The sequence below is a fragment of the Rhodococcus sp. UNC23MFCrub1.1 genome, assembly GCF_000686025.1.
Taxonomy (GTDB): Bacteria; Actinomycetota; Actinomycetes; order Mycobacteriales; family Mycobacteriaceae; genus Rhodococcoides.
In genome coordinates, this window is the sequence record NZ_JMLQ01000002.1 from 144,531 (window position 1) to 170,445 (window position 25,915).

Genomic DNA, 25,915 nt, shown 5'->3' on the forward strand with positions numbered 1-25,915 from the left:
GGGGCGTTTTGACCATCAGGCGCGCCGCCGGGTACCGTTACAGGTCGTGCCCGGCCCAGCCGGTACGTCTGTGTGCCTATGCGAGGTACAGCCGTGTTCGAGTTCACCATCGAGCAAGAACCGCGGCTGCCGTGTGGGGGTATGCGACACACCCGACCGCGGGGTGCACGAAGCCCGCGGAAGCACTACTGGGTGAGGGGCAGCGTTCTCTTGCCCCAACTGCTAGATCCCTGTTTCTCGACACGAAGAAAGCCGGTTCATGCCAACAATCAACCAGCTGGTCCGCAAGGGTCGCACCGACAAGGTCGCGAAGCTGAAGACCGCTGCCCTGAAGGGCAGCCCGCAGCGCCGTGGTGTGTGCACTCGCGTGTACACCACCACCCCGAAGAAGCCGAACTCCGCGCTTCGTAAGGTCGCTCGCGTCCGCCTGACCACGTCCGTCGAGGTCACCGCCTACATCCCCGGTGAGGGCCACAACCTGCAGGAGCACTCCATGGTGCTCGTGCGCGGTGGTCGTGTGAAGGACCTCCCGGGTGTCCGTTACAAGATCATCCGTGGCTCGCTCGACACGCAGGGCGTGAAGAACCGCAAGCAGGCTCGCAGCAAGTACGGCGCCAAGAAGGAGAAGAGCTGACATGCCACGTAAAGGCCCAGCACCCAAGCGCCCGCTGATCAACGATCCCGTCTACGGTTCGCCGCTGGTCACCCAGCTGGTCAACAAGATCCTGCTGGACGGCAAGAAGTCGACCGCGGAGCGCATCGTGTACCAGGCTCTCGAGCAGGCACGCGAGAAGACGGGCACCGATCCCGTCGTGACGCTCAAGCGCGCACTGGACAACGTCAAGCCGGCCCTCGAGGTCCGCAGCCGTCGTGTCGGTGGCGCCACCTACCAGGTTCCGGTCGAGGTTCGTCCGGGCCGCTCCACCACGCTGGCTCTGCGCTGGCTCGTCTCGTTCTCCCGCGCTCGTCGCGAGAAGACGATGGTCGAGCGTCTGGCCAACGAACTCCTCGATGCCAGCAACGGTCTCGGCGCAGCAGTCAAGCGTCGCGAGGACACGCACAAGATGGCGGAAGCCAACAAGGCATTCGCGCACTACCGCTGGTGATCGCGTCTCGGGGGCGCCGGGAAACATCCGGCGCCACCCGAGCGTTGAACCTTCGACTCACTTCTTCCAACACCAAGGCGGGATGAATTCGTGGCACAGGACGTGCTGACCGACCTGAACAAGGTCCGCAACATCGGCATCATGGCCCACATCGATGCCGGTAAGACCACCACTACCGAGCGCATCCTCTTCTACACCGGTATCTCGTACAAGATCGGTGAGGTCCATGACGGCGCAGCCACCATGGACTGGATGGAGCAGGAGCAGGAGCGTGGCATCACCATCACGTCTGCTGCCACGACGTGCTTCTGGAACGACAACCAGATCAACATCATCGACACCCCCGGGCACGTCGACTTCACGGTCGAGGTGGAGCGTTCGCTCCGCGTCCTCGACGGTGCCGTCGCCGTGTTCGACGGCAAGGAGGGCGTCGAGCCCCAGTCCGAGCAGGTGTGGCGTCAGGCCGACAAGTACGACGTGCCGCGCATCTGTTTCGTCAACAAGATGGACAAGCTCGGTGCGGACTTCTACTTCACCGTGCAGACCATCAAGGATCGCCTCGGCGCCAAGCCGTTGGTCATCCAGTTGCCGATCGGCGCCGAGGACAGCTTCGAGGGCATCGTCGACCTGATCGAGATGAACGCGAAGGTCTGGCGCGGAGAGACGAAGCTCGGCGAGACCTACGAGACCGTCGAGATCCCCGAGGAGCTGAAGGAGCGGGCCGAGCAGTACCGCACCGAGCTGCTCGAGACCGTCGCCGAGTCCGACGAGGCACTGCTGGAGAAGCACTTCAGCGGTGACGAGCTGACCATCGACGAGGTCAAGACCGCGATTCGCAAGATGACGGTCAACTCCGAGCTGTACCCGATCCTGTGCGGTTCCGCGTTCAAGAACAAGGGCGTCCAGCCCATGCTCGACGCGGTCATCGACTACCTCCCGTCCCCGCTCGACGTCGCCGAGACCATCGGTCACGCCGTGGGCGACGAGGAGAAGGAACTCACCCGCAAGCCGTCCGCCGACGAGCCGTTCGCGGCGCTCGCGTTCAAGATCGCGACGCACCCGTTCTTCGGCAAGCTGACGTACGTGCGCGTGTACTCGGGCAAGGTCGACTCCGGCTCGCAGGTCATCAACTCGACCAAGGGCAAGAAGGAGCGTCTGGGCAAGCTCTTCCAGATGCACTCCAACAAGGAGAACCCGGTCGCGACCGCCAGCGCCGGCCACATCTACGCCGTGATCGGTCTGAAGGACACGACGACGGGTGACACGCTCTGCGATCCGCAGAACCAGATCATCCTCGAGTCGATGACGTTCCCGGACCCGGTCATCCAGGTGTCGATCGAGCCGAAGACGAAGTCCGACCAGGAGAAGCTCGGCACGGCCATCCAGAAGCTGGCCGAAGAGGACCCGACCTTCTCGGTCAAGCTCGACGAGGAGACCGGCCAGACCGTCATCGGCGGCATGGGCGAGCTCCACCTCGACATCCTCGTCGACCGCATGCGTCGCGAGTTCAAGGTCGAGGCCAACGTCGGCAAGCCGCAGGTGGCCTACCGCGAGACGATCACCAAGATCGTCGAGAAGCAGGAGTTCACCCACAAGAAGCAGACGGGTGGCTCCGGCCAGTTCGCGAAGGTCATCATCGGCCTCGAGCCCTTCATCGGCGAGGACGGCGCGACCTACGAGTTCGAGAACAAGGTTTCCGGCGGTCGTATCCCGCGCGAGTACATCCCGTCCGTGGATGCCGGCGCGCAGGACGCGATGCAGTACGGCGTTCTCGCCGGCTACCCGCTGGTGAACGTCAAGCTGATCCTGCTCGACGGCGCGTACCACGACGTCGACTCGTCCGAGATGGCGTTCAAGATCGCGGGTTCGCAGGCCTTCAAGGAAGCTGCCCGCAAGGCCGGTCCGGTCATCCTCGAACCGCTCATGGCGGTCGAGGTGATCACGCCCGAGGAGTACATGGGCGACGTGATCGGCGATGTGAACTCCCGCCGTGGCCAGATCCAGGCCATGGAGGAACGCAGTGGTGCCCGTGTCGTCAAGGCGCTGGTTCCGCTGTCGGAGATGTTCGGTTACATCGGTGACCTGCGGTCTCGCACCCAGGGCCGAGCGAACTACTCCATGGTCTTCGACTCCTACGCAGAGGTTCCCTCGAACGTCTCGAAGGAGATCATCGCGAAGGCCACCGGAGAATAGTCTCCGAAGCTGGACCCGGTACCACCGTCACACCGCACCACCCGTAAGTACATCCGTAATGCTGCATAACGCAGGCAATAACAGTCCAGGAGGACACAGTGGCCAAGGCGAAGTTCGATCGGACCAAGCCGCACGTCAACATCGGCACCATCGGTCACGTTGACCACGGTAAGACGACGCTGACGGCTGCAATCACCAAGGTTCTGCACGACAAGTTCCCGGACCTGAACGAGGCGTCGGCCTTCGACCAGATCGACAAGGCTCCGGAGGAGAAGGCTCGTGGTATCACGATCAACATCTCCCATGTCGAGTACCAGACCGAGAAGCGTCACTACGCACACGTCGACGCTCCCGGCCACGCCGACTACATCAAGAACATGATCACCGGCGCGGCACAGATGGACGGCGCGATCCTCGTCGTCGCAGCGACCGACGGCCCCATGCCCCAGACGCGCGAGCATGTCCTGCTCGCTCGCCAGGTCGGCGTGCCGTACATCCTCGTCGCGCTGAACAAGGCCGACATGGTGGACGACGACGAGATCATCGAGCTCGTCGAGATGGAGGTGCGCGAGCTCCTCGCCGCACAGGAGTTCGACGAGGACGCTCCCGTCGTCAAGGTCTCCGCTCTCAAGGCCCTCGAGGGCGACGAGAAGTGGGCCGAGTCGGTTCTCGAGCTCATGCAGGCAGTGGACGACTCGGTTCCGGACCCCGTCCGTGAGACCGAGAAGCCCTTCCTCATGCCCGTCGAGGACGTCTTCACCATCACCGGTCGCGGCACCGTCGTCACCGGCCGTATCGAGCGTGGCTCGGTCAACGTCAACGAGGATGTCGAGATCGTCGGCATCAAGGAGAAGTCGACCAAGACCACGGTCACCGGCATCGAGATGTTCCGCAAGCTGCTCGACTCGGGCCAGGCGGGCGACAACGTCGGCCTCCTCGTCCGCGGCATCAAGCGCGAAGATGTCGAGCGTGGACAGGTCGTCGTCAAGCCCGGCACCACCACTCCCCACACGGAGTTCGAGGGCCAGGCATACATCCTGTCGAAGGACGAGGGCGGTCGCCACACCCCGTTCTTCAACAACTACCGCCCGCAGTTCTACTTCCGTACCACGGACGTGACGGGCGTCGTGACCCTCCCCGAGGGCACCGAGATGGTCATGCCCGGTGACAACACCGAGATGTCCGTCGTGCTGATCCAGCCGGTCGCCATGGACGAGGGCCTGCGCTTCGCGATCCGCGAGGGTGGCCGCACCGTCGGCGCCGGTCGCGTCACGAAGATCAACAAGTAAGACCGCCTCACACCGAACGGCGCTCACCCTGCGGGGTGCGCGCCGTTCGGCGTGTGTGGAATCAGGGCAGCACGACGACGTCCGCGGGAGAGCGCGGATCGATCTCGTAGTGGTCCTCGTACTGGCTGCTCATGCCGGTGACGCGCAGTGTCTGCCCCGCGCGGATCGCGCTCACGTCGATGCCCGTCTGCGTGTTGACGAAGACGGTGGTCTCCCCGGTCCGGTCCGCGATCGTGAACTTGTACCCGTACGGCAGATCGTCCACCACGGCGCTCGTGACGCGTCCGACGACCGTCACCAGCGACGCCTCGGTGGACTCGCCGACCACGCGGACCACCACCGGTCTGGGTGCCACCGCATCGACCGGTCCCAGCGACACGATGCTCGTCGGTCGCACCACCAGAAGTCCGGACTGGTCCGCGAGCGACCCCGTGACACGCACCGATGTACCCGGCACGACGTCGGTGGGCGCCGAGGCGCTGATGTAGATGCCGGCGGTGCGGTCCTGGATCCCGAACCCGACGTCGAGGAAGCTCGATGCGAAGGCGCCGGGCGGTGTGGTGACCGTGCCGACCACGGTGACCGTGGCGCCGGCGGAGAGAGTGCGCACCTGCGCGATGGGCGGAGCACCGCCCGGAGCGGCCGATGCAGGGGATGCTCCGAGCGTGAGTGCCACGAGGGCGGTGAGGGTCGTGCCGACAGTGCGGCGAAGGATCGTGCGCATCATGTGAGTTCCGTTTCCGCGCCGATCCCGCGTCGGCGCGCGCGCAACCCTCGTCCTCTCGGGTCGCGACGGCAACCGTGCCGAAAAGCGTTGTGACGCCGACTCACTCGACGGCGAAATCCTCCACCGTGACCACAACGGGAATCCGGACGACACGCGCGAGCGTCTCCTGGACGGCGTGGACGACGGAGTCGGGATCTCCCGGACAACGGACCGTGATGTGCACGGCGCAGGACTCGTGCCCCACCACCACGCCCTCGATGCGTCGACCCGGCAGCAGCGTCACGGCCTCACCGAAGAGGCCGGAGTGCAGGCCGGCCACACCGGGGACCGCGAGCACCGCCGCGGCGATGAGGTCGGCCTCATCGGGCTCGAGCGGAGCGGTCATCCGCTCAGTCTGCGCTCTGTCACATTCCGACCGGCCTCCGGCCTTCCCGCATCCATCGTGGCCGCGCGCCGACGTCCGGAGGTCGGCCGGCACCGGGGCGGTAGATTGTCACCGTGAACGTCGCGCTGATCGACTCGGGCCTGGGGTCGTTGCCCACGGCAGCCCGCCTGCGTCGACTGCGCCCGTCGCTCGACCTTCATCTGTACCTCGACCCGGACAACGCGCCGTGGGGACCCAAGCCCACCGCGTGGACGGAGGCGCACGTCGTGGAGACGGCGCGGCGCGCCGTCGACGGTGGAGCCGAGGTGGTGGTGCTGCCGTGCAACACCGCCAGCGTCATCGCGCTCGACGCGACCCGCGCGGCCCTGGGGTCCACCCCCGTGGTCGGGACGGTTCCGGCCATCAAACCCGCTGCACTGCAGTGTGACTCGATCACGGTGTGGGCGACGGCGGCGACCACCGCGTCGTCGTATCAGGCGCGCTTGATCGCGGAGTTCGCGTCGGGTCGCACGGTGTCGGCCGTCGCGTGCCACGGGCTCGCCGATGCCATCGACCGCGGTGATCTCGCGGCCGTCAGCGCGGCCATCGCGTCGGCAGCGGCGCGGACGCCGGACGACGTGCAGGGCATCGTCCTGGGGTGCACCCATTATCCGCTGGTAGCGGACGAGATCATGGCGGCGCTGCCGCCGGGTGTGCGGATGTTCGACAGCGCCGAGGCCGTCGCGGCCCAGACTCTGCGCCGCCTCGACGAGGTGTCGTCGCCGCGTGAGGGACACGGGAGCGTGTCGGTGACCCTGTCGGGACGCGACGGTTCCCTCCCCGACAGTGCGTTGCGCTTCGCGGCCGGGCGATCGCTCGCGGTGCCCGCGACGCTCTGACGCCGTCACCGTCCCGGGAATGAGGAGTCGGTGGGGGGGGTTGGACCCACGGTGACGACGACCGAGGTGCGACCCCAGTCCTGGATGACCCCCGTTCGCTCGTTCTGGGTGGTGGCCCTCGTGTTCTTCACCGTCATGGGATCGTCGGCGGCGCCGTCCCCGCTGTACCCCGTGTACCAGTCCCGATGGGGATTCGGCGCGTCGACGCTGACCATCGTCTTCGCCGTGTACGTCTTCGCACTACTCGCCGCCCTGTTGACCGTCGGGTCGCTGTCCGACCACCTCGGCCGTAAGCCCGTGATCGTGACGTCGCTGCTCGTGCTGATCGCCAGCCAGGTCGTCTTCGTGTTCGCCGACGGGGTCGGCTGGCTCATCGCCGCGCGCGTCGTGCAGGGTCTGGCGGCCGGCGCGGCCATGGGTGCCCTGACCGCCGCGATCATCGATCTGCAGCCGACCGACCGTCTCGGCCCCCTGGTGAGCTCGGTCGCACCGGCCTTCGGGCTGGGAGCAGGCGGTATCGCGGCCGGACTGCTGGTGCAGTTCGCGCCGTTCCCCACCACGCTCGTGTACGTCGTGATGATCGTCGCGCTGGTCGTCCTCACGGCGCTCGTCGTGGCAGTGCCGGAATCCGCGGTCCGGGCAGGCTTCGACGACCGTCGACACGTCGTGCGGGTGCTGACGCCGACCCTCGGGCTGCCCGTGTCGATCCGTGCCCACTTCTGGCCGGTCGTCCCCGCGCTCGTCGCGACGTGGTCGCTGGGCGGGTTCCACCTGTCGCTGGGGCCGTCCATCATGGGCACGGTCTTCGATCTCCGCGGCGCCGTCGTGGGCGGGCTGGACATCTTCACGATGTTCACGGCCGGAGCGATCGGTGCCGCGTCCGCTCGTACTCTTCTCCCGCGCACGGCCATGACCGCCGGTGCACTCACTCTCGCTGCGGGCATCGTGGTGAATCTCGTCGGGCTGCACATCGCGTCGGCGCCGCTGTACTTCGTCGGGACCGCGGTGTCCGGGTTCGGCTGGGGCGCGACGTTCCTCGGCGCGATGAGCATCATCGGCGCTCTCGCACCGCCGGAGCATCGCGGCAGTGTCTTCGCCACGACGCTCGTGCTGAGTTACCTCGCCTTCAGCGTGCCGGCCATCGTCGCGGGTGTGGCGATCCACTCGGCCGGTCTCCTCGTCACCGCGACGGTCTACGGAGCGGTCGTCGTGGCGCTGGCGTCGGGTGCCGTCACGACGACGGTGCTCCGCTCACCCGCGCGCGTCTGACCCAGCACTGCGCGGACGGGTTCCATGAGGAATATTGGTGTCCCATGACGTCTGCCGACACCGTGACCGGACGTGCGCGTTTCACCCGCGACGAGATCCCCCGGCTCCTGGGCCTGGCAGCAGTGCTCGTGGCGCTGCACGTCGTCGGGTGGGGCCTGTTCCTGCACTACGACTCGATCCCGGCGATCCACGGCCTCACCGGCGCGGACGGCACTCTCGTCTACGCGGGCGCCGGGGTGTTGGCCTACACGTTGGGCATGCGGCACGCCTTCGACGCCGACCACATCGCGGCCATCGACGACACCACCCGACTGTTGCTGCAGAAGGGCAGGCGGCCCCTGGCGGTCGGACTGTTCTTCTCGCTCGGGCACTCGACGGTCGTGTTCGCGTTCGTCGCCGCGATCGCGTTCGCCGCATCGCGCGCGACGGACTTCCGGGACGCCTTCGCGGACACCGGCGGCCTCATCGGCACCCTCGTCTCCGGCACGTTCCTCTACCTCATCGCGGCCCTGAACCTGGTCGTCCTCGTCGGCATCGTGCGCATGTGGCGTGCCGCGCGGCGCGGACAGTTCTCCGACGAGACGCTCGACGATCTCCTCGCACGCAGAGGACTGCTCAATCGGATCTTCCGCGGCCGCTACGACCGGATGATCAGCCACTCGTGGCAGATGTATCCGCTGGGGCTGCTCTTCGGCCTGGGGTTCGACACCGCCACGCAGGTCGGTCTGCTCGCCGTGGCGGGCACCAGCGCCATCGCCGGTGGCCTGCCGCCGATGGCCATCATCGCGCTGCCGGTGCTGTTCGCGGCCGGCATGTCGACGATGGACACGCTCGACGGCGTCTTCATGTCCAAGGCGTACGGCTGGGCCTTCGTCACGCCGGTCCGGAAGATCTACTACAACATCACGATGACGGGCCTGTCGATCTTCCTCGCCCTCGTGGTGGGCACCGTGCAGATCCTGTCGTTGCTCGGTGAGGAACTCGGACTGTCCGGCGGCATCTGGGACGCGGTGGCCGCAGTGGATCTCACCCTGGCGGGCCAGATCGTGGTGGTCGTGTTCGTGGTGGTCTGGATCGGCTCGATCGTCTATTACAAGGCGGCGCGCATCGACGACCGGTTCGAGCGGGAGACGCCGGCGAGCTGATCCGCGGGAGTCATCGGGCGACGATCGCGTCGTGCAGTTCGGCGTGATCGTCGAAGTACACGGTTCGGCTGCCGAAGTGCTGCCAGGTGTCGTTGCCTCGCCCCGCCACGACGACGGTGTCGCCGGCCGCCGCGTCCGCCACGGCGTGGTGGAATGCTGCGCGCCGGTCCGCGATCTCCACCACGCGGACGCCCCGATCACCGGACCGGGCGCCGCGGACGACGTCGGCGCGAATCGAGTGCGGATCCTCGCCGTTGGCACTCTCGTCCGTGACGACGATGTCGTTCGCATAGGCCGCGGCGACCGTGCCCAGCTCGACGCGCTTGCCCACGTCACGGTCACCGGTCGCCCCGATGACCAGGATCAGGCGCCCCGGGGTGATGCGCCGCAGGTACGGCAGGATCGCGCGCTGGCCGGACACGTTGTGCATGTAGTCGACGAGGGCGGTGAAGTCCTGGCCGGCCGACACGGTCTCGCATCGGCCGGGAATGTTGTGCAGCGCCGAGATGCCGGCGGCCGCACGCTCCGCGTCCACCCCACCGGAGACGAGGGAGGCGAGTGCGACCAGAGCGTTCGCCACCTGGTGGGGGCCGAGAACCTGCAGTGAGAGCGGGATGTCGCCCACCGGGGTCCGGGCGAGGAATCGGGTGCGATGCGTCGTGCAGTCGATGCGATCGGCGCGGAAGTCCGCCGAAGGATCGGACACCGAGCACGTCACCGTCGGCACCGCGCACTCCGACGCGAGCCGCCGCCCGTACTCGTCGTCGATCATGACGACGGCCCGTCCGGTGCGGTCAGGGGTGAACAGTGAGGCCTTGGTCCGGTAGTACTCCTCCATCGAGCCGTGGAAGTCGAGGTGGTCCCGGCCGAGATTGGTGAAGGCGGTGACGGCGAACTCCACCCCGTCGACGCGGTGCTGGGCGATGGCGTGCGAGGACACCTCGAGGGCGGCGGCCGTGCATCCGTTGTGGACGAACGTCGACAGCGTGCGTTGGAGCACCGTCGCCTCGGGAGTGGTGCGCACCGGGGCCTCGTCGCTGCCGGCGCCGCTGACCGCGACCCCGGAGATCATCCCCGCACGATGACCCGCGGCGCGCAGGCCGGCGTGGTGGAAGTGCGTCGTGCTGGTCTTGCCGTTGGTGCCCGTCGCTCCGAACACGGCCATCGACGAGGACGGGCTCCCGTGGAACCATGCGGCCAGCGGACCGACGACGACCCGCGGATCCGCGACCACGATGCTCGGCAACCGGGTGCCGGGCCGATCGCTGAGCACGGCCACCGCGCCGGCGCGCTGGGCGTCCTCCTCGAAATCGAGACCGTGCCAGCGTGTTCCGGGGAGCGCGACATACAGATCGCCGGGCCGCACCGCACGCGAATCGTCACAGAGATCGTCCACCGTGACCGGCTCGGCGGGACCTGTGACCGATCCGCCCGCGCGGTCGGCGACGTCGACGAGGGACCTTGCCCCCTGGCCACCGGCATGCCGGATCGGACGGCGGGACACGACACTCACCAGGATGCGGTACCCGAAAGTAGAACGCTCAACCACCTCTGTGCGGCACCCGGGACACTGGAGGGGTGAGCGCAGCCGACGGAGACTCCACGCAGGCCCGAGTGGTGCTGAGGACCATGCCCGACGATCGACTTCCCGAATGGGTCGAGCGCAGCCGCGGTGACTACCGCGCGGATCGCGTCCGGGCGGGTGACACCCTCGAACAGGCGACCGACAACGCCGAGCAGAGTTTCTCCGCCTACTTCCCCGACGGTCGTCCGGCACCGCATCATCAGGTGTACGACGTGCTGGACGGCGAGACCGTGGTGGGGTCACTGTGGATCGGGCCCCAGTCGATCGCGACCACTACCGACTGGTGGGTCTGGGACGTCGCCATCGACGAGCGGTACCGGGGTCGCGGCCTCGGCCGGGCGGCGATGCTCCTGGCGGAGGACGCCGTGCGGGAGAACGGCGGAACGGTACTCGGGCTCAACGTCTTCGGCTTCAACACGGCGGCGCGTCGGCTGTACGAGTCGCTGGGGTACGACACCGCGTCCCTCCGGATGCAGAAGGTTCTCCGGAAGGACGCGCGATGAGCGTGGACGAGCCGGTGGTGTTCGACCTCACCGCGGCGCGCGACGAGTTCACCCGCTTCATGATGTCCTACCGCTTCGGCATGCAGGAGCTCACCACCAAGATCGACATCCTGAAGGACGAGTTCACGCACCTGCATTCCTACAGCCCCATCGAGCACGTGGTGTCGCGGCTGAAGACGCCGCGCAGCATCGCCGAGAAGGCCGTGCGCAAGGGGATTCCGTTGACGTTCCAGGCGATTCGCGCCGGTCTGTTCGACATCGCCGGCGTCCGGATCACCTGTAGTTTCATCGCCGACACCTATGCGGTGAAGGAGATGCTGGCGTCGCAGAGCGACATCCGAGTGCTCGAGTTCGAGGACTACATCGCGAATCCGAAGCCCAACGGGTACCGCAGTCTCCACCTCACCATCGAGATTCCGGTGTTCCTGTCCGACCGCACGGAGCACGTCTTCGTGGAGCTGCAGATCCGGACCATCGCGATGGACTTCTGGGCGAGTCTCGAACACAAGATCTTCTACAAGTACGACGGTGAGGTGCCGCAACGCCTGCGGGACGAGTTGCGCGAGGCGGCGATGGCCGCGGGCACGCTCGACATCACGATGGAGCGACTGCACGCCGAGGTGGTCCGTCTCGGCGACGCCCGCACCGACGCCGGCCCCGACTACGAGGAGCTGTTCCTGCGCTCGCTCATGCCGGGACTGGCGCCGGATCCGCGGTCAGGCGGGGACGTTCCGCACCCGTAGCGAGGTCTTCGTGGCCAGCACCCAGTAGAGGGCGAAGCCGATGCCGCAGCCGATGAACCAGCTGTACTGCGCCGCGGTGTGCATTCCGGTGAGGGTGCCGCCCGTGAGCACGGGGAACATCGCGAAGACGGCACCGACGGCGGTGGCGATCAGCGCGGCCGGGTTGTAGCCCTTGGCGTAGTGGTACGTGCCGCTCTCGTCCATGGTGAACAGGTCGTCGACGATGACCTTCTGCTTGCGGATGAGGTAGTAGTCCGCGATGAGGATGCCGAACAGCGGTCCGATGAACGCTCCCAGGGTCTCGAGCGTGTAGTGGATGACGTCGGGATTGTTGTAGAGGTTCCACGGCGTGATGAGCACGGAGCCGACGGCGGCGATCATGCCGCCGGCGCGCCAGCTGATCTTCTGCGGGCTGACGTTGGAGAAGTCGAAGGCCGGCGAGATGAAGTTCGCGACGATGTTGATACCGATCGTGGCGATCGTGAAGGTCAACGCGCCCAACATGATCGCGAAGGTGCTGTCGATGCGCGCCACCGTCGTGACGGGGTCGGTGATGAGCTCGCCGAAGACGGGAACGGTGAGGGACGCGGTGACGACGACGAGGATCGAGAAGAGCAGGAAGTTGACGGGCAGGCCCAGGAAGTTGCCGCGCTTCACGGCGGCGTAGCTCTTTCCGTAGCGCGAGAAGTCGCCGAAGTTGAGCATCGGACCCGAGAAGTAGGAGACGACGAGCGCGATCGCGCCGAGCATGACGGGCACCGCGGCGAACCCCGTGTAGGTGACGTCGCCGAGGTTCAGGTCGATGGCGCTCCAGCCGGCTTCGTGAATCAAGTAGCCGCACAACAGGAACATGACGACGTAGACGGCCGGGCCGCAGAAGTCGATGAACTTGCGGATGGACTCCATGCCGCGCCAGAAGACCGCCGCCTGCAGGACCCACAGGAGCATGAAGCTGCCCCACCCCAGAGTGGACAGTCCCGCGAAGCCGTGGAGGTCTCGGTCCGCCCACGGACCGAGCGCCGGGAACAGCTTGATCAACACGATGTCGAGCGCGGCGGAGGCCAGGAAGGTCTGGATCCCGTACCACGCCACCGCGATCAGTCCTCGGATGATGGCGGGAACGTTGGCCCCGAGGACGCCGAAGACCGATCGACAGATCACCGGGTACGGGACACCTGCGACCTGACTGGGCTTGGCCACCAGGTTGCAGAAGACGTAGACGATCGAGATGCCGACGAGGAGACAGACGAGCACCTGCCAACTGGCCAGTCCCAGCGCGAAAAGGCTGCCCGCGGTGACGTATCCGCCCACGGAGTGCACGTCGGACATCCAGAACGCGAAGATGTTGTAGGACGACCAGGTCTGCTTCCGCAGCGGGGCGAGGTCCTCGTTGGTGAGCCTCGGGTCGTACCCCTCCTTGATCACTCCACCCCCCACCGGATGTCCCTCTGCTGTCGACCCGCCTCCGGCGTACCCGTGTGCCTCGATCAGATCGTTCACACCGGAGCGGGACCCGGGAGGCGGGTCGAACGGGCCGGTGTGCGGAATGGTGTCGGTCATCGTGTCTCCGTCGCTGGTGCGGACCGTGGTCGGTGCTGCGGAGAAGTCTGAGCCCGTTGTATTTCCGTGTCGTGACGAAACCGATATATCTCTTTACCGGCAGGTTTCCGGGTCCGGTCTGTCCGGTTCCGGCTCAGGAGAGCAGGCCGGAACCCGCCGGAAGCGTCGCGATGACGTCGTTCAGCCGCTCGTTGTGGTGCCCTGCCGCCGCCAGGAGTGCCGCCGAGTCGCGGTCGACGAACGCGCGGACCATGACGCTGTGATCGTCGTTCAACGCCGCGCGGTCCGCACCCAGCACGTGCACCATCGGTTGGACCGGCTCCGTGACGTTCCACGCGACGTCGAGCATGTGGAGCAGGCGGTACATCCGGGACGGCGCGGTGAGGGCGACGTGGAACTCGCGGCTCAACCGGTGGTAGCGCTGGGGATCGTCGTCCGCGATCGAGGATCGGAGGTCTCGCTCGATCTGTTCGGCACGACGCCGTTCCCCGTCGGTGGCGGCCTCGGCCGCCACCGCGAGGGCGGCGTTCTCGAGCACCTCCCGAACGATGTACATCTCGCGCAGTTCCTGAGACGTCAACTGCGCGACCGTGTATCCGAGGTTGGGTCGATGCGACACCAGATTCTCGCCGATGAGGGTCTTCAGCGATTCGCGCACCGGGATGCGGCTGACTCCGAACACGTCGGCGACGTCGCCCAGGGGAATGGGCGTTCCCGGCGGGGCGTCACCCGACAGGATGACCCGGCGGAGTTCGGTGAGGATCTCCTCCTGTGAACCACCCGCGACGTCGCGGGACAGTTTCGCGAGCAGGGCCGAGCGGCGACGCGGCGGCATCGTGACCCCTTCTGCGAACCGGGACGGGACATGGCGACTCTAACCGGGGGAGTCGTCGGACGCTCGCGTGTCGCCGCATCGGTGCGACGAGAGTTGGTGAACGTTCACGTCGGCGGACGCCGGTCGATCGATCCGCTGCCGGGCAGTCGGCTCGCCTGCCCGAGCTCGCGGCGCGGGCTCCCCGGTGCACGTCGATCTGCCGTGGACGATCCGGTCGGCGGCCGCTCGATCCGAGCGAACCTCAAGTCTCGCTTGACAGTCGAGACCAGGCACGCCGACCGGTCGGGGTCACGGCGCGCCGAGCAGCGCCGATGCACGGTGCGCGCGGGGCGGGTGTCCCTCGAACGGACCACAGCGCGATTCCCGCGTCGGCGGGTGTTCGGGCCGATCCTGCCCGACTTATGACAAATACCGAGAGAGGCCCTTACGATGACCCGATGCGCGACGGTCGTCTTCCCGATGGATTCGGAGTGCGTATCGATCCTCGAGTGCGGACTCTCTCGAACGGTCGAGTTCTCCTCGGCGGATCGCCCACCAGGATGGTGATGCTGGCACCCGCCGCGGCCGCGATGATCGGCGACGGATTCCTGCGGGTGTCCGATCCCGACTCCGCGACGGTGGCGCGTCGACTGCTCGACTCCGGTGTCGCGAACCCCCGGCCGATGAGCACTCCGTCCGCCGCGGACGTGACGGTCGTGATCCCGGTCCGCGACAACCACGAGGGACTGCTGCGGCTGATGCGCGCGCTGCGTGGACTCCGCGTGATCGTCGTGGACGACGGGTCCCGCGTTCCCGTCCGGCACGCCGAGATCGCCGTGGACGAACTGTGTGCCTCGGTCGCGGTGGTGCGGCACGACGCCCCGCGGGGACCGTCCGCGGCGCGCAACGCCGGCCTCGCCGCGGCCACGACCGACTTCGTCGCGTTCCTCGACTCCGACGTGGTGCCGCGCAAGGGCTGGCTCGAAGTCGTCCTCAGTCATTTCTCCGACCCCTCCGTCGGGCTGGTCGCTCCGCGCATCGTGGCGCTCGAGCCGGAGGGTAGTGCGCTCGCCCGCTACGAGCGCGCACGGTCCTCCCTCGATCTCGGTCGCCGGGAGGCCCCGGTGTTCGCGGGTGGCCCGGTGTCGTACGTCCCCAGTGCGGCGGTCGTCGCCCGGCGACGGGCCGTGCTCGACTGCGGAGGCTTCGACGAGGCCATGCACGTGGCCGAGGACGTCGATCTGTGCTGGCGACTGCAGGACGCGGGATGGCGCCTGCGGTACGAGCCGGTGGCCCGCGTCGCCCACGATCACCGCGTCACTCTGCGAAAGTGGTTCGGGCGCAAGCTGTTCTACGGTACCGGTGCCACCGAGCTGGCCTCCCGTCACCACGGGAAGGTGCCGCCCGTGGCCATGGCGCGGTCGACCCTGCTCGCACTGCTGCTGGCCGCCTCGGGGACGCGTGCGGGCATGGTCGGTGCGCTGGTCACGCTGATCACCACGGTGGTCCGCCTACGGCGCCTGTTCGTCGATCTGGATCACCCCACTCGCCTCGCCGCGGTGTTCGCGGCACGCGGAACCGTCGGGGGCGCTTGGCAGTTGGCCTCCGCGGCGGTGCGGCACTACTGGCCGGTCACGCTGGTGGCCGTGCTGTTCTCCCGGCGCATCCGACGTCTGGCGCTGGCCATCGCGGTGGCGGAGGGTGTGCGGGACTGGGTCGAGCACCGGGAGCCGGGCGGCCTCGGTCCGGTGCGCTACGCGGCGTACAAGCGCATCGACGACGTCGCCTACGGCACCGGACTCTGGGTGGGTGCCGTGTCGCACCGCGACCCCCGTGCTCTGGTGCCGCGTCTCGGCAACCAGTAGTCCCCGCCACCTGCTCTGTGAGCTGGGTTACAGTGGAGGCCGGTCGAGTGTGCCGATCTGCCGGGCGAGGCTGTTGACGGAAGCGGGGTCTGTGGTGACGGTCAATCCGTGGGTCGCGATGAGGCCCGGGGACGACGCCGCCACGCTCGCACGCTCCGTCTCCCGCGCTCACGAGACCTTCGTCGGGCCCGGTCTGTCGACCGTGGGACTCGCCCGTCCCGTCGACCCCCAGTCGCCCGTGCGGTCCGTCGTTCTCGACTCCTGGCTGCGCAGCCGCGACATGGGCGTCGACCCCGATCGTGGCGCGGACGATCTCCTCGACGACGTCACGCTCGCGCAGTACCGCGCCGATCACCCGATGTCAGTCATCCGACCCGTGGTGCGCAAGCTCCTCGTCGAGGACGCCGCCGACACCGGCCTTCTCGTGGCCATCACCGACGCGTCGGGCCGGCTGCTGTGGGTCGAGGGCGACACCGCGGCGAAGGATCGCGCGAACGCCATGAACTTCACCGAGGGCGCTGACTGGAGCGAGGGGCGGATGGGCACCAACGCCCCCGGCACCGCGTTGGCCATCGATCACTGCGTGCAGATCTTCGCCGCCGAGCACTTCTCGCGGCCCGTGCACGAGTGGAGTTGCAGTGCAGCCCCCGTCCACCACCCCGTCACCGGCCGCATCCTGGGGGCCATCGACATCACGGGCGGTCCGCGCGTCGCGGTTCCCGAGGTGCTCTCGTTGGTCCGCGCGACGGTGGCGGCGGCCGAGTCCGAACTGCGATTGCATCTGCTCGAGTCCCCGCGTCCCGATCTCGACACCGGAGTCCGGCTGGAGGTACTCGGGGCCGGGCGCCCGTCGTTGGTCCGCGGCGGTGAACGCGTCGCCCTGTCCGGACGGCACGCCGAGATGCTGCTGCTGTTGCGGGCGCATCCCGAGGGGCTGAGCTCCGACCATCTCGCCGTGCTGCTCGACGAGAACGAGCTGGACTCGGTCACCGTCCGAGCCGAGATGTCGCGCCTGCGCAAGGTTTTCGGAGCCGACGGCGTGGCCTCGCGGCCCTATCGACTGGTGGCGGAACTGTCGTCGGACGTCGAGGACGTGCGGGCGGCTCTCGACCGCGGGGACGTCGACGCGGCGCTGCGGCTCTACTCCGGCGTGGTGCTCCCGTCGTCGTACGCCCCGGGTATCGCGGAGATCCGCGAGGAGTTGCGAGTGCGCGTCCAGGCGGCGCTGCTGCGGTCCGGTGACCCGGTGCTGCTGGCGCGGTGGACGGCGTCGGTGCACGGCCGCGAGGACGCCACCGCGTGGTCGGCCTACCTCGCCACGCTCAGCCCGTCCTCGGCGCTGTACGGGCAGGTCCAGGCTCGCCTCGCCCTGCTGGGCTGACCGAGTCGGCTCTGCAACGGTCATGCAACCGTCGTCGTTCTAGTGTCCTGCATCACAGCCCCCGATGACCGTGGGGGTGGATCACCGATGAAGGAGCATGTTCGATGACTGTCTTCGCTCGCCCGGGTACGCCCGACGCCGCCATGTCTTTCGAGGCCCGCTACGACAACTGGATCGGCAACGAGTGGGTGGCTCCGGTCAAGGGTCAGTACTTCGAGAACCCGACGCCCGTCACGGGACAGAACTTCTGCGAGATCGCGCGTTCCACCGCCGAGGACATCGACCTCGCCCTGGACGCCGCACACAAGGCCGCGCCGGCGTGGGGCAAGACCTCGCCCGCCGAGCGCGCCGTCATCCTGAACAAGATCGCCGACCGCATCGCCGAGAACCTCGACTCCATCGCGCTCGCCGAGTCGTGGGACAACGGCAAGCCGATCCGCGAGACGCTGAACGCCGACATCCCGCTCGCGATCGACCACTTCCGCTACTTCGCCGGATGCATTCGCGCGCAGGAGGGTTCGCTGTCCGAGATCGACAGTGACACCGTGGCGTACCACTTCCACGAGCCCTTGGGCGTCGTCGGCCAGATCATCCCCTGGAACTTCCCGATCCTCATGGCCGTGTGGAAGCTCGCGCCCGCACTCGCCGCCGGCAACGCCGTCGTCCTCAAGCCGGCCGAGCAGACTCCCGCGTCGATCATGTACCTGATCAGCGTCATCGGTGACCTGCTGCCCCCGGGCGTGCTCAACATCGTCAACGGCTTCGGCACCGAGGCCGGCAAGCCGCTCGCGTCGAGCCCCCGCATCAAGAAGATCGCGTTCACCGGTGAGACCACGACCGGGCGCCTGATCATGCAGTACGCCTCGCAGAACCTCATCCCGGTGACGCTCGAGCTCGGTGGCAAGAGCCCCAACATCTTCTTCTCCGACGTGCTGTCGCAGAACGACGACTACCAGGACAAGGCCCTCGAGGGCTTCACGATGTTCGCCCTCAACCAGGGCGAGGTCTGCACCTGCCCGTCGCGTTCGCTGATCCAGCAGGACATCTACGACGACTTCCTTGCACTCGCCGCGATCCGCACCAAGGCCGTCCGCCAGGGTGATCCGCTGGACACCGAGACGATGATCGGCGCCCAGGCCTCGAACGACCAGCTCGAGAAGATCCTGTCCTACATCGAGATCGGCAAGGGCGAGGGCGCCAAGATCGTCACGGGCGGCGAGCGCGCGCAGCTCGGCGGCGACCTGAACGGTGGCTACTACGTGCAGCCGACCATCTTCACCGGCAAGAACAACATGCGCATCTTCCAGGAGGAGATCTTCGGACCCGTCGTCTCGGTCACCTCCTTCACCGACTACGCCAACGCCATCGAGATCGCCAACGACACGCTCTACGGCCTCGGCGCCGGTGTCTGGTCGCGTGACGGCGGCGTCGCCTACCGCGCCGGCCGCGACATCCAGGCCGGTCGTGTGTGGACCAACACGTACCACCAGTACCCGGCCCACGCGGCCTTCGGTGGCTACAAGCAGTCGGGAATCGGCCGCGAGAACCACAAGATGATGCTCGACCACTACCAGCAGACCAAGAACCTGCTGGTGAGCTACGCCCCGAAGGCTCAGGGCTTCTTCTGATGCAGCCGAACCACGGGTCGGCACCGCCTCCGAGGCTCAAAGCAACCGCCGGGGCGATGGAGCTTCTCCGTCGCCTCGGCGGGCTCCACGGCGCGCTGATGATGCATCAGAGCGGCGGATGCTGCGACGGGTCGTCGCCGATGTGTTACCCCGCAGGCGAATTCATCGTCGGGGACCGCGACGTCCTGCTCGGGCTCCTCGACCTGCGCGCGGAGGTCGGCACCGTCGCGGACGACCTGCCGAGCGACGGCGACGCCGTTCCGGTGTGGATCTCGGGGTCGCAGTTCCAGGCGTGGAAGCACACCCAGATGGTGCTCGACGTGGTGCCGGGCCGGGGCAGCGGCTTCTCCCTCGAGACGCCGGAGGGGTTGCGGTTCCTCAGTCGTGGGCGCGCCTACACCCCCGAGGAGAACGCGGAACTCGAGTCGCAGGACCCCATCACCGGCGCGCAGTGGGAGGAGGGCGCTCGCCCGCCCGTCCCCACCGAGTCCATCGTGGTCGCCGAGGCCGTCGACGCCTGCCCGGTGCCGGGGATGGCGATACAGGGTTGAGTCGGGTGCGCTGAGCCGCGGTCACCGCGGTTCAGCGCACCGTCGGAGCGCCGCTCGGACTTCGGCGATCACCTCGTCGGGTCTCTGGGTGAGGTCGCGCCAGGTGTATCGCAACAGCGTCCACTCCTGGACGACGACGTTCTGCCGAGTTCGGTCTCGGTGAAAGGCGGTGGGGTCCGAATGGAAGGCCCAGTCGTCGATCTCGATGCAGACGCGTTCGTCGAGGAACACGAAGTCCAGCACGTACCCGCGCCACGGGAAGTTGACCATGAACCCCGTGATGCGTCCACTGCGCATCACGGTGACGAAGAGGCGCTCGGCTTCCGACCGAGTTCCTCCCTCCGCTGCCACCAGAAGCTTCTCGGCCGCGGGGGCGCCCCGTCGCCGGGGATTTCGATCGTGTGCGCGCCGGAGCACCGCCGGCGACATCCGCCCGCGCAAGGCGACGTCGACGATGCCCATCCCCATCTCCTCGGACGCTTCGAGAACCGTGAGACCCGAGGCCGTGACTCGGATTCCGCGCATCGCCACCACATCGGCGGGGTCGAGGTTCCGTCGCCGCACCCGGACACCCGACGGTGCCCTGCTCCGTCCTCCGCGCGGGACCGTGACATCGACGATGCGCGGTGCAACCGGGACGAGTCCGTGCCAGTACGCGGCACTCACCGATGTCACCACGGCCCCGTCGCCTGCCCAGTACGCCGCGCACCGCACTCGGGCGGCATCCGTCCACGGTCTGTCGCAGGCGACGTACACACCGCGTGTGACCCGGCGCCAGCGGCCGGCCCGGACGCGCCGATCGATCGCGTCCTGGCTCACCCCGGCGTCGTGAGCTTGCTTCGCGGTGATGACACCGTCGTGGAGCGCGAGAAGTCGATCGATCACAGGCGTTGGACGGCCGCGTCGGCCCTCCTGGTTCCGCCGGGTGCGCGCGGCCGCGGTTACCGCGGGTCAGCGCACCGTCCAGTGGAAAAACAACCGCAACGTCCCCGCAACAGAGAAGTCCTAGCCTCACCTCACCACCCGCTCACACTCCGAAAGAGGCTCACCCATGGCCGTGAAGGAACCGCGCCCCGTAGCGTCCGATTCTCAGGCAGAATCGTCCGACTACCTGGCCAAGCGCACGCTCAAGACCGGCAGCGCGGGGTGGGTGCTGCTGGCAGGGTTGGGCGTCAGCTACGTCATCTCGGGTGACTACTCGGGGTGGAACTTCGGACTCGAGCAGGGCGGGTTCGGTGGTCTGCTGATCGCCGGCATCCTCATCGCGGGCATGTACCTGGCGATGGTGCTGGGCATGGCGGAGATGTCGTCTGCGCTCCCGGCAGCGGGCGGCGGATACACGTTCGCCCGGCGCGCGCTCGGACCGTGGGGCGGATTCGCCACCGGCACAGCCATTCTCATCGAGTACGCCATCGCCCCCGCGGCCATCGCGACGTTCATCGGCGCGTACGTCGAATCGCTCGGCCTGTTCGGGATCACCGACGGGTGGTGGGTGTACCTCGCCGTCTACGCCATCTTCATCGGCGTGCACCTCGCCGGTGTCGGTGAAGCGCTGAAGGTCATGTTCGTCATCACCGGCATCGCTCTCGTAGGCCTCGTCATCTTCGCTGTCGCCGCGATCTTCCAGTTCGACGCCTCCAACCTCACCGACATTGCCCCGACGGATGCCGCGGGCGCCTCGAGTTTCCTGCCGATGGGGTACCTGGGGATCTGGGCCGCGGTGCCGTTCGCGATCTGGTTCTTCCTCGCGATCGAGGGCGTGCCGCTCGCGGCCGAGGAAGCGAAGGATCCGGCGCGCAACGTGCCACGCGGCATCATCGCCGCCATGGCGGTGCTGCTGGTGACCGCCACCGCCATGCTGATCCTCGTGACGGGCGCCGGCGGAGCCGACGCGATGCAGGCGTCGGGCAACCCGTTGGTGGAGGCGCTGGGAGACAGCGGCGCCGCGACGGTGGTCAACTACATCGGCCTCGCCGGTCTGATCGCCAGCTTCTTCTCCATCATGTACGCCTACTCCCGGCAGCTGTTCGCGCTGAGCCGCGCCGGCTACCTGCCGAAGTCCATGTCGGTGGTCAACAGCCGGAAGGCGCCGACGCTGGCGCTGATCGTGCCCGGCATCATCGGCTTTGCCCTGACGTTCACCGGCAAGGGCTCGATGTTGTTGAACATGGCCGTCTTCGGGGCAGCGCTGAGCTACGTTCTGATGATGGTGAGCCACATCGTGCTCCGTCGCCGCGAGCCCGACATGCCGCGTCCGTACCGCACTCCGGGCGGCACGGTCACGACCGGATTCGCGCTCGTCATCGCCGCCTTCGCCGTGATCGCGACGTTCCTCGTGGACAGTCAGGCGGCGCTGTGGTGCCTGGTCGTGTTCGCGCTCTTCATGGTCTACTTCGGCGTCTACAGCCGCCATCACCTGGTGGCCAATTCTCCGGACGAGGAGTTCGCGGCGCTCGCCGCTGCCGAGGACGAACTCGGGTGAGCACCTACCACCAGCAGATCTCGGGATCGACCTACACCTTCGACGGTCTCGTCGAGGTCATGGCGAAGGCCACCCCGGCGCGATCGGGCGATCAACTCGCAGGCTGCGCGGCGGAGTCGGACGCCGAACGTGCCGCCGCCGCCTGGGTTCTGGCGGATCTGCCGTTGCAGACGTTCCTCGACGAGCAGGTGGTGCCGTACGAGAGCGACGAGGTCACCCGCCTCATCATCGACAGCCATGACGCGCAGGCATTCGACGCGGTCTCTCATCTGACGGTGGGCGGTCTGCGGGACTGGTTGCTCACGGTCGCAGCGGAACCCGACAGCGCCCGGACACTGCGGGACGTCGCGCCCGGCCTCACCCCGGAGATGGTGGCCGCGACGAGCAAGATCATGCGCAACCAGGATCTCATCGCGGTGGCGCGGGCGGCGACGGTGATCTCGGCGTTCCGCACCACCATCGGTCTGCCCGGAACGATGGCCACCCGCCTGCAGCCCAATCATCCGACGGACGACCCGCACGGAATCGCCGCGGCAACGCTCGACGGTCTGCTGATGGGCTCGGGCGACGCCGTCATCGGCATCAACCCGGCGACCGACTCACCTGCTGCGACAGCCGATCTGCTGTACCTGCTCGACGAGATCCGCCAGCGTTTCGAGATTCCGGTGCAGTCGTGTGTGCTCTCCCACGTCACCACCACCGTGGACCTGATCGGCAAGGGTGTCCCGGTGGATCTCGTGTTCCAGTCCATCGCGGGAACCGAGGGTGCCAACTCCAGTTTCGGGGTGACGGTGCCGATGCTTCTGGAGGCCAACGAAGCGGGAAAGTCGTTGCACCGCGGCACTGTCGGGAACAACGTCATGTACCTGGAGACGGGCCAGGGTTCGGCGCTGTCCGCGAACTCCCACTTCGGGACCGGGGGCAAGCCGGTCGATCAGCAGACGCTCGAGACCCGCGCGTACGGGTTGGCCCGAGCGCTCGATCCGCTGTTGGTCAACACGGTCGTGGGCTTCATCGGACCCGAGTACCTCTACGACGGCAAGCAGATCATCCGCGCGGGACTCGAGGATCACTTCTGCGGCAAGATCCTGGGTCTGCCCATGGGTGTCGACGTCTGCTACACCAACCATGCCGAAGCGGACCAGGACGACATGGACACGTTGTTGACGCTGCTCGGTGCCGCGGGCGCCGCCTTCGTCATCGCCGTGCCGGGTGCCGACGACATCATGCTCGGCTACCAGAGCCTGTCCTTCCACGATGCCCTCTACGTCCGGCAGGTGTTGGGCCTCAAGCCCGCTCCCGAGTTCGAGGCGTGGATGCACCGGCTGGGGATGACCGACGACGCGGGGCGGGTCCTGCCCGTCGACGCCGCGTCGTCGCCGCTGCGAGCACTGACGACGCCGGCATGAGCACCCCGGACTTCTGGACCGACCTTCGCGTGACGACGCAGGCGCGCATCGGGCTCGGCCGGGCGGGGGACGCCCTGCCGACGACGCGGGTGCTCGAGTTCCGGGCCGCCCACGCCGCGGCGCGGGACGCGGTCCACATACCGCTCGACACCGACAGCTTCGCTCGGGAGATCGCCGCGGTCGGACTCGGTGATCCGGTGGTCGTGTCCAGCAAGGCGTCCACCCGCAGCGAGTATCTGCGTCGTCCCGATCTGGGACGGCAGCCCGAGGACCTGTCCGGCGTCGACACGGTCGACGCGGACATCGGAATCGTGTTGTGCGACGGGCTCTCCCCGCGGGCACTGATGGATCACGGCGCAGGACTGCTCGGTGCGCTGAAGGACTCGCTGGGCACGTTCACGATGGCGCCCCCGGTGATCGCCACCCAGGCGCGGGTCGCGCTGGGAGACCATGTCGGAGCAGCACTGGGCGTGGCGACTCTGATCGTCGTCATCGGTGAACGGCCGGGACTCTCGGTCGCGGACAGTCTCGGCATCTACCTGACGCACGGTCCGAAGCCCGGCCGTAACGACTCCGAGCGCAACTGCATCTCGAACATTCACCCGCCCGGCGGCATGCACTACGACCATGCGGCGCGGGTGACGGCATCGTTGGTCGCGGGTGCGCGCACGCTCGGGCGGTCCGGCGTCGATCTCAAGGACTCCTCTCGCGAACTGACCTGACCCGCGCACCGTTAGGGTCTGACATCGTGCTGCTGCAACGTGTGCGCGTCGATCCCGCGCGGGACGACCTCTCGGACGTCCGCATCGTCGACGACCTGGTGAGCGAGATCTCGGCACCCGGGGAGCGCCTGACTCCCGCCTCCGCCGAGACCGTCGTCGACGGGCGCGGGGGAGTGGTGCTGCCCGGGTTCGTCGACGGGCACCTGCACATGGCGCAGTGGGCACTCGCGCGCCGCCGACTGGACGTCGGCGCGGCCACCAGTGCACGGCACCTCGTCGACCTGCTGGTGGCGTCGGGCCTCACCGCCGACGTTCGTGCACAGGGCTTCCGGGGTGCCCTCTGGCCGGACGCACCGCACAAGGACATGCTCGAGGCCGCGCTGCCGGGTGTGTCCGTCGCGGTGACGAGCATGGATCTGCACACCGTCTGGCTCTCCCCGGCGTTGCTGCGCGAGCTCGCGGTCGATCACCCCACCGGTGTCTTCCGTGATCACGACGCCATCGCGATCGCGAGTGCCGTCGACGCGCGTGTCGGTACGGGCGTGCTCGACGAGTACGTGTGCGAAGCCACCGAGGATCTCGCCGCGCGGGGCGTGACCGAGGTCCTCGACTTCGAGTTCGACGACAACCTCACCGCGTGGACGCGGCGCTTCGCCTCCGGTCGTCCGGCGGTGCGGGTGAGCGCGTCGACGTGGCCGACGTGGCTCGACGAGACTCTGGCGGCCGGACACCGGACCGGCGACGTCGCCGCGGACACGGGCCGCATGCTCCGCATGGGGCCGCTGAAGATCATGGCCGACGGGTCGCTCAACACGCGGACGGCCTGCTGCCACGACCCCTATCCCGACGCGGGGCACGCGGCGCCGGCGACGCACGACGCCGAGGCACACGGGCTGCTGCTCGTCGACCATCCGGAGCTGGTGCGATTGATCTCGCGCGCGGCGGGCGGTGGGATCGCCGCCGCGGTGCACGCCATCGGTGACCGCGCCAACACCGTCGTGCTCGACGCCTTCGAGACCGTGCGCGCGCTCATGGACTCGGGTGCTCTCCCCGTCGTCGGTGGACGCGTCGAGCACGCGCAGCAGGTCCGCCCGGAAGACCTGGACCGGTTCGCGGCGCTGGGCGTCGTCGCCTCTGTCCAGCCTCAGCACGCGGTGACCGACCGCGACGTCGCCGACGTGCTGTGGTCCGGCCGACGATCGATCGCGTACGGCTACCACTCGCTGCACCGCCACGGCGCGCTGCTGCAGTTCGGGTCCGACGCTCCCGTCTCCCCGCCCGATCCGCGGTCGGCCGTCGCCGACGCCGTGTTCCGCACCGACGACGAGCGACCGTCCTGGCATCCGGGCGAGGCGGTGCCGATGGACGTCGCACTGCGGGCGGCATCGGGTGGGCGCGCAGGTGTCGACGTCGGATCCGCCGCCGATCTCGTCGTGCTCGCCGAGTCCCCGTACGTCCTGTCGAACGCCGACCTGCGGTCCGTTCCGGTGATCGCCACGATCAGCGGTGGGCGCGCGACCCACGTGTCCTGAGCCTTCGCCACCGTGTCGGAGACACACGCGGTGGCCGAGCAACCCGACCAGTGTCGCTACCCGGCGGTAGTGTCGATGTGTGACAACAGTCTCGCGGTGTGGGTGCATGTTCCACGCCCGGTCGACGCCGCCGGGAGCGTCGCGGGCC

The 25,915-nt window shown here is 68.0% G+C and carries 23 protein-coding genes; 17 read left to right on the forward strand and 6 right to left on the reverse strand.

What is annotated here, in order from left to right:
• Positions 1-259: 259 nt before the first annotated feature.
• The 4 genes from rpsL (at position 260) to tuf (ending at position 4,588) form a co-directional block, all read left to right on the forward strand.
• Positions 260-634 (forward strand): 30S ribosomal protein S12, encoded by a 375-nt coding sequence (gene rpsL, locus BR07_RS0105785; protein WP_027504614.1) that lies wholly within the window; start codon positions 260-262, stop codon positions 632-634.
• 1 nt (position 635) lies between these two features.
• Complete coding sequence (gene rpsG / locus BR07_RS0105790; RefSeq protein WP_027504615.1) at positions 636-1,106, forward strand: 30S ribosomal protein S7; 471 nt, start codon at positions 636-638, stop codon at positions 1,104-1,106.
• Between the two features lie 90 nt (positions 1,107-1,196).
• Positions 1,197-3,299, forward strand: a complete 2,103-nt coding sequence (gene fusA / locus BR07_RS0105795; RefSeq protein WP_027504616.1) for an elongation factor G — start codon at positions 1,197-1,199, stop codon at positions 3,297-3,299.
• Positions 3,300-3,397: 98 nt separating this feature from the next.
• Positions 3,398-4,588, forward strand: coding sequence for an elongation factor Tu (gene tuf / locus BR07_RS0105800; RefSeq protein ID WP_027504617.1), 1,191 nt, complete (start codon positions 3,398-3,400; stop codon positions 4,586-4,588).
• Between the two features lie 61 nt (positions 4,589-4,649).
• On the opposite strand, the gene BR07_RS0105805 is transcribed toward tuf, so the two are convergent.
• Together BR07_RS0105805 and BR07_RS0105810 are read right to left on the reverse strand one after the other, a co-directional pair.
• Entirely contained in the window at positions 4,650-5,315 is a 666-nt protein-coding gene (locus BR07_RS0105805) for a hypothetical protein (RefSeq protein ID WP_027504618.1), read from the reverse strand.
• 100 nt (positions 5,316-5,415) lie between these two features.
• Entirely contained in the window at positions 5,416-5,700 is a 285-nt protein-coding gene (locus tag BR07_RS0105810) for a hypothetical protein (protein ID WP_027504619.1), read from the reverse strand.
• Between the two features lie 113 nt (positions 5,701-5,813).
• Here BR07_RS0105810 and BR07_RS0105815 point away from each other — a divergent pair, with 113 nt between their 5' ends.
• From BR07_RS0105815 to BR07_RS0105825, 3 genes are read left to right on the forward strand one after another with little or no spacing between them, the layout of a single operon-like run.
• Entirely contained in the window at positions 5,814-6,578 is a 765-nt protein-coding gene (locus tag BR07_RS0105815; protein ID WP_027504620.1) for a glutamate racemase, read from the forward strand.
• Positions 6,579-6,629: 51 nt separating this feature from the next.
• Positions 6,630-7,847, forward strand: coding sequence for an MFS transporter (locus BR07_RS0105820; RefSeq protein ID WP_027504621.1), 1,218 nt, complete (start codon positions 6,630-6,632; stop codon positions 7,845-7,847).
• A gap of 44 nt (positions 7,848-7,891) precedes the next feature.
• Positions 7,892-8,992, forward strand: a complete 1,101-nt coding sequence (locus BR07_RS0105825) for a HoxN/HupN/NixA family nickel/cobalt transporter (protein WP_027504622.1) — start codon at positions 7,892-7,894, stop codon at positions 8,990-8,992.
• A 10-nt stretch (positions 8,993-9,002) separates the two neighbouring features.
• Here the strand turns inward: BR07_RS0105825 and BR07_RS0105830 are convergent, their stop codons facing one another.
• Positions 9,003-10,505: a UDP-N-acetylmuramoyl-L-alanyl-D-glutamate--2,6-diaminopimelate ligase gene (locus tag BR07_RS0105830; RefSeq protein WP_231476219.1), complete on the reverse strand. Its 1,503-nt coding sequence runs from the start codon at positions 10,503-10,505 to the stop codon at positions 9,003-9,005.
• Between the two features lie 65 nt (positions 10,506-10,570).
• On the opposite strand from BR07_RS0105830, the gene BR07_RS0105835 reads away from it, so the two are divergent.
• Together BR07_RS0105835 and BR07_RS23515 are read left to right on the forward strand one after the other, a co-directional pair.
• The gene (locus tag BR07_RS0105835; protein WP_197027738.1) at positions 10,571-11,080 is read left to right on the forward strand and encodes a GNAT family N-acetyltransferase; all 510 of its coding nucleotides are present in this window, start codon (positions 10,571-10,573) and stop codon (positions 11,078-11,080) included.
• Positions 11,077-11,823, forward strand: coding sequence for a GTP pyrophosphokinase (locus tag BR07_RS23515; protein ID WP_081821128.1), 747 nt, complete (start codon positions 11,077-11,079; stop codon positions 11,821-11,823). The genes BR07_RS0105835 and BR07_RS23515 overlap by 4 nt, the downstream gene beginning before the upstream one ends.
• On the opposite strand, the gene BR07_RS0105845 is transcribed toward BR07_RS23515, so the two are convergent.
• Complete coding sequence (locus BR07_RS0105845; RefSeq protein WP_027504625.1) at positions 11,797-13,383, reverse strand: NCS1 family nucleobase:cation symporter-1; 1,587 nt, start codon at positions 13,381-13,383, stop codon at positions 11,797-11,799. The two genes, BR07_RS23515 and BR07_RS0105845, sit on opposite strands and share 27 nt — an antisense overlap.
• Positions 13,384-13,516: 133 nt before the next feature.
• Positions 13,517-14,218 carry a GntR family transcriptional regulator gene (locus BR07_RS0105850; protein WP_027504626.1) on the reverse strand — a complete coding sequence of 234 codons (702 nt, stop codon included), beginning with the start codon at positions 14,216-14,218 and terminating at the stop codon, positions 13,517-13,519.
• Between the two features lie 437 nt (positions 14,219-14,655).
• Here BR07_RS0105850 and mftF point away from each other — a divergent pair, with 437 nt between their 5' ends.
• The 4 genes from mftF to BR07_RS0105875 all read left to right on the forward strand — a co-directional run bounded on the left by mftF (position 14,656) and on the right by BR07_RS0105875 (position 19,622).
• Positions 14,656-16,062: a mycofactocin biosynthesis glycosyltransferase MftF gene (mftF, locus tag BR07_RS0105860; protein ID WP_027504628.1), complete on the forward strand. Its 1,407-nt coding sequence runs from the start codon at positions 14,656-14,658 to the stop codon at positions 16,060-16,062.
• A 118-nt stretch (positions 16,063-16,180) separates the two neighbouring features.
• A complete protein-coding gene (locus tag BR07_RS0105865; protein ID WP_051613169.1) occupies positions 16,181-17,443 on the forward strand; it encodes a transcriptional regulator in 1,263 nt (420 codons plus the stop codon).
• Between the two features lie 104 nt (positions 17,444-17,547).
• Positions 17,548-19,071 (forward strand): aldehyde dehydrogenase, encoded by a 1,524-nt coding sequence (adh, locus tag BR07_RS0105870; protein ID WP_027504630.1) that lies wholly within the window; start codon positions 17,548-17,550, stop codon positions 19,069-19,071.
• A gap of 56 nt (positions 19,072-19,127) precedes the next feature.
• Complete coding sequence (locus tag BR07_RS0105875) at positions 19,128-19,622, forward strand: DUF779 domain-containing protein (protein ID WP_037184728.1); 495 nt, start codon at positions 19,128-19,130, stop codon at positions 19,620-19,622.
• 21 nt (positions 19,623-19,643) lie between these two features.
• On the opposite strand, the gene BR07_RS0105880 is transcribed toward BR07_RS0105875, so the two are convergent.
• The gene (locus tag BR07_RS0105880; RefSeq protein WP_027504631.1) at positions 19,644-20,507 is read right to left on the reverse strand and encodes a type IV toxin-antitoxin system AbiEi family antitoxin domain-containing protein; all 864 of its coding nucleotides are present in this window, start codon (positions 20,505-20,507) and stop codon (positions 19,644-19,646) included.
• 166 nt (positions 20,508-20,673) lie between these two features.
• On the opposite strand from BR07_RS0105880, the gene eat reads away from it, so the two are divergent.
• From eat to BR07_RS0105900, 4 genes are read left to right on the forward strand one after another with little or no spacing between them, the layout of a single operon-like run.
• Positions 20,674-22,104 (forward strand): ethanolamine permease, encoded by a 1,431-nt coding sequence (gene eat / locus BR07_RS0105885; RefSeq protein ID WP_027504632.1) that lies wholly within the window; start codon positions 20,674-20,676, stop codon positions 22,102-22,104.
• Complete coding sequence (locus BR07_RS0105890) at positions 22,101-23,513, forward strand: ethanolamine ammonia-lyase subunit EutB (RefSeq protein WP_027504633.1); 1,413 nt, start codon at positions 22,101-22,103, stop codon at positions 23,511-23,513. The genes eat and BR07_RS0105890 overlap by 4 nt, the downstream gene beginning before the upstream one ends.
• Positions 23,510-24,235, forward strand: a complete 726-nt coding sequence (eutC, locus tag BR07_RS0105895; protein ID WP_027504634.1) for an ethanolamine ammonia-lyase subunit EutC — start codon at positions 23,510-23,512, stop codon at positions 24,233-24,235. The genes BR07_RS0105890 and eutC overlap by 4 nt, the downstream gene beginning before the upstream one ends.
• 26 nt (positions 24,236-24,261) lie before the next feature.
• Complete coding sequence (locus BR07_RS0105900) at positions 24,262-25,767, forward strand: amidohydrolase (protein ID WP_027504635.1); 1,506 nt, start codon at positions 24,262-24,264, stop codon at positions 25,765-25,767.
• Positions 25,768-25,915 lie beyond the last annotated feature (148 nt).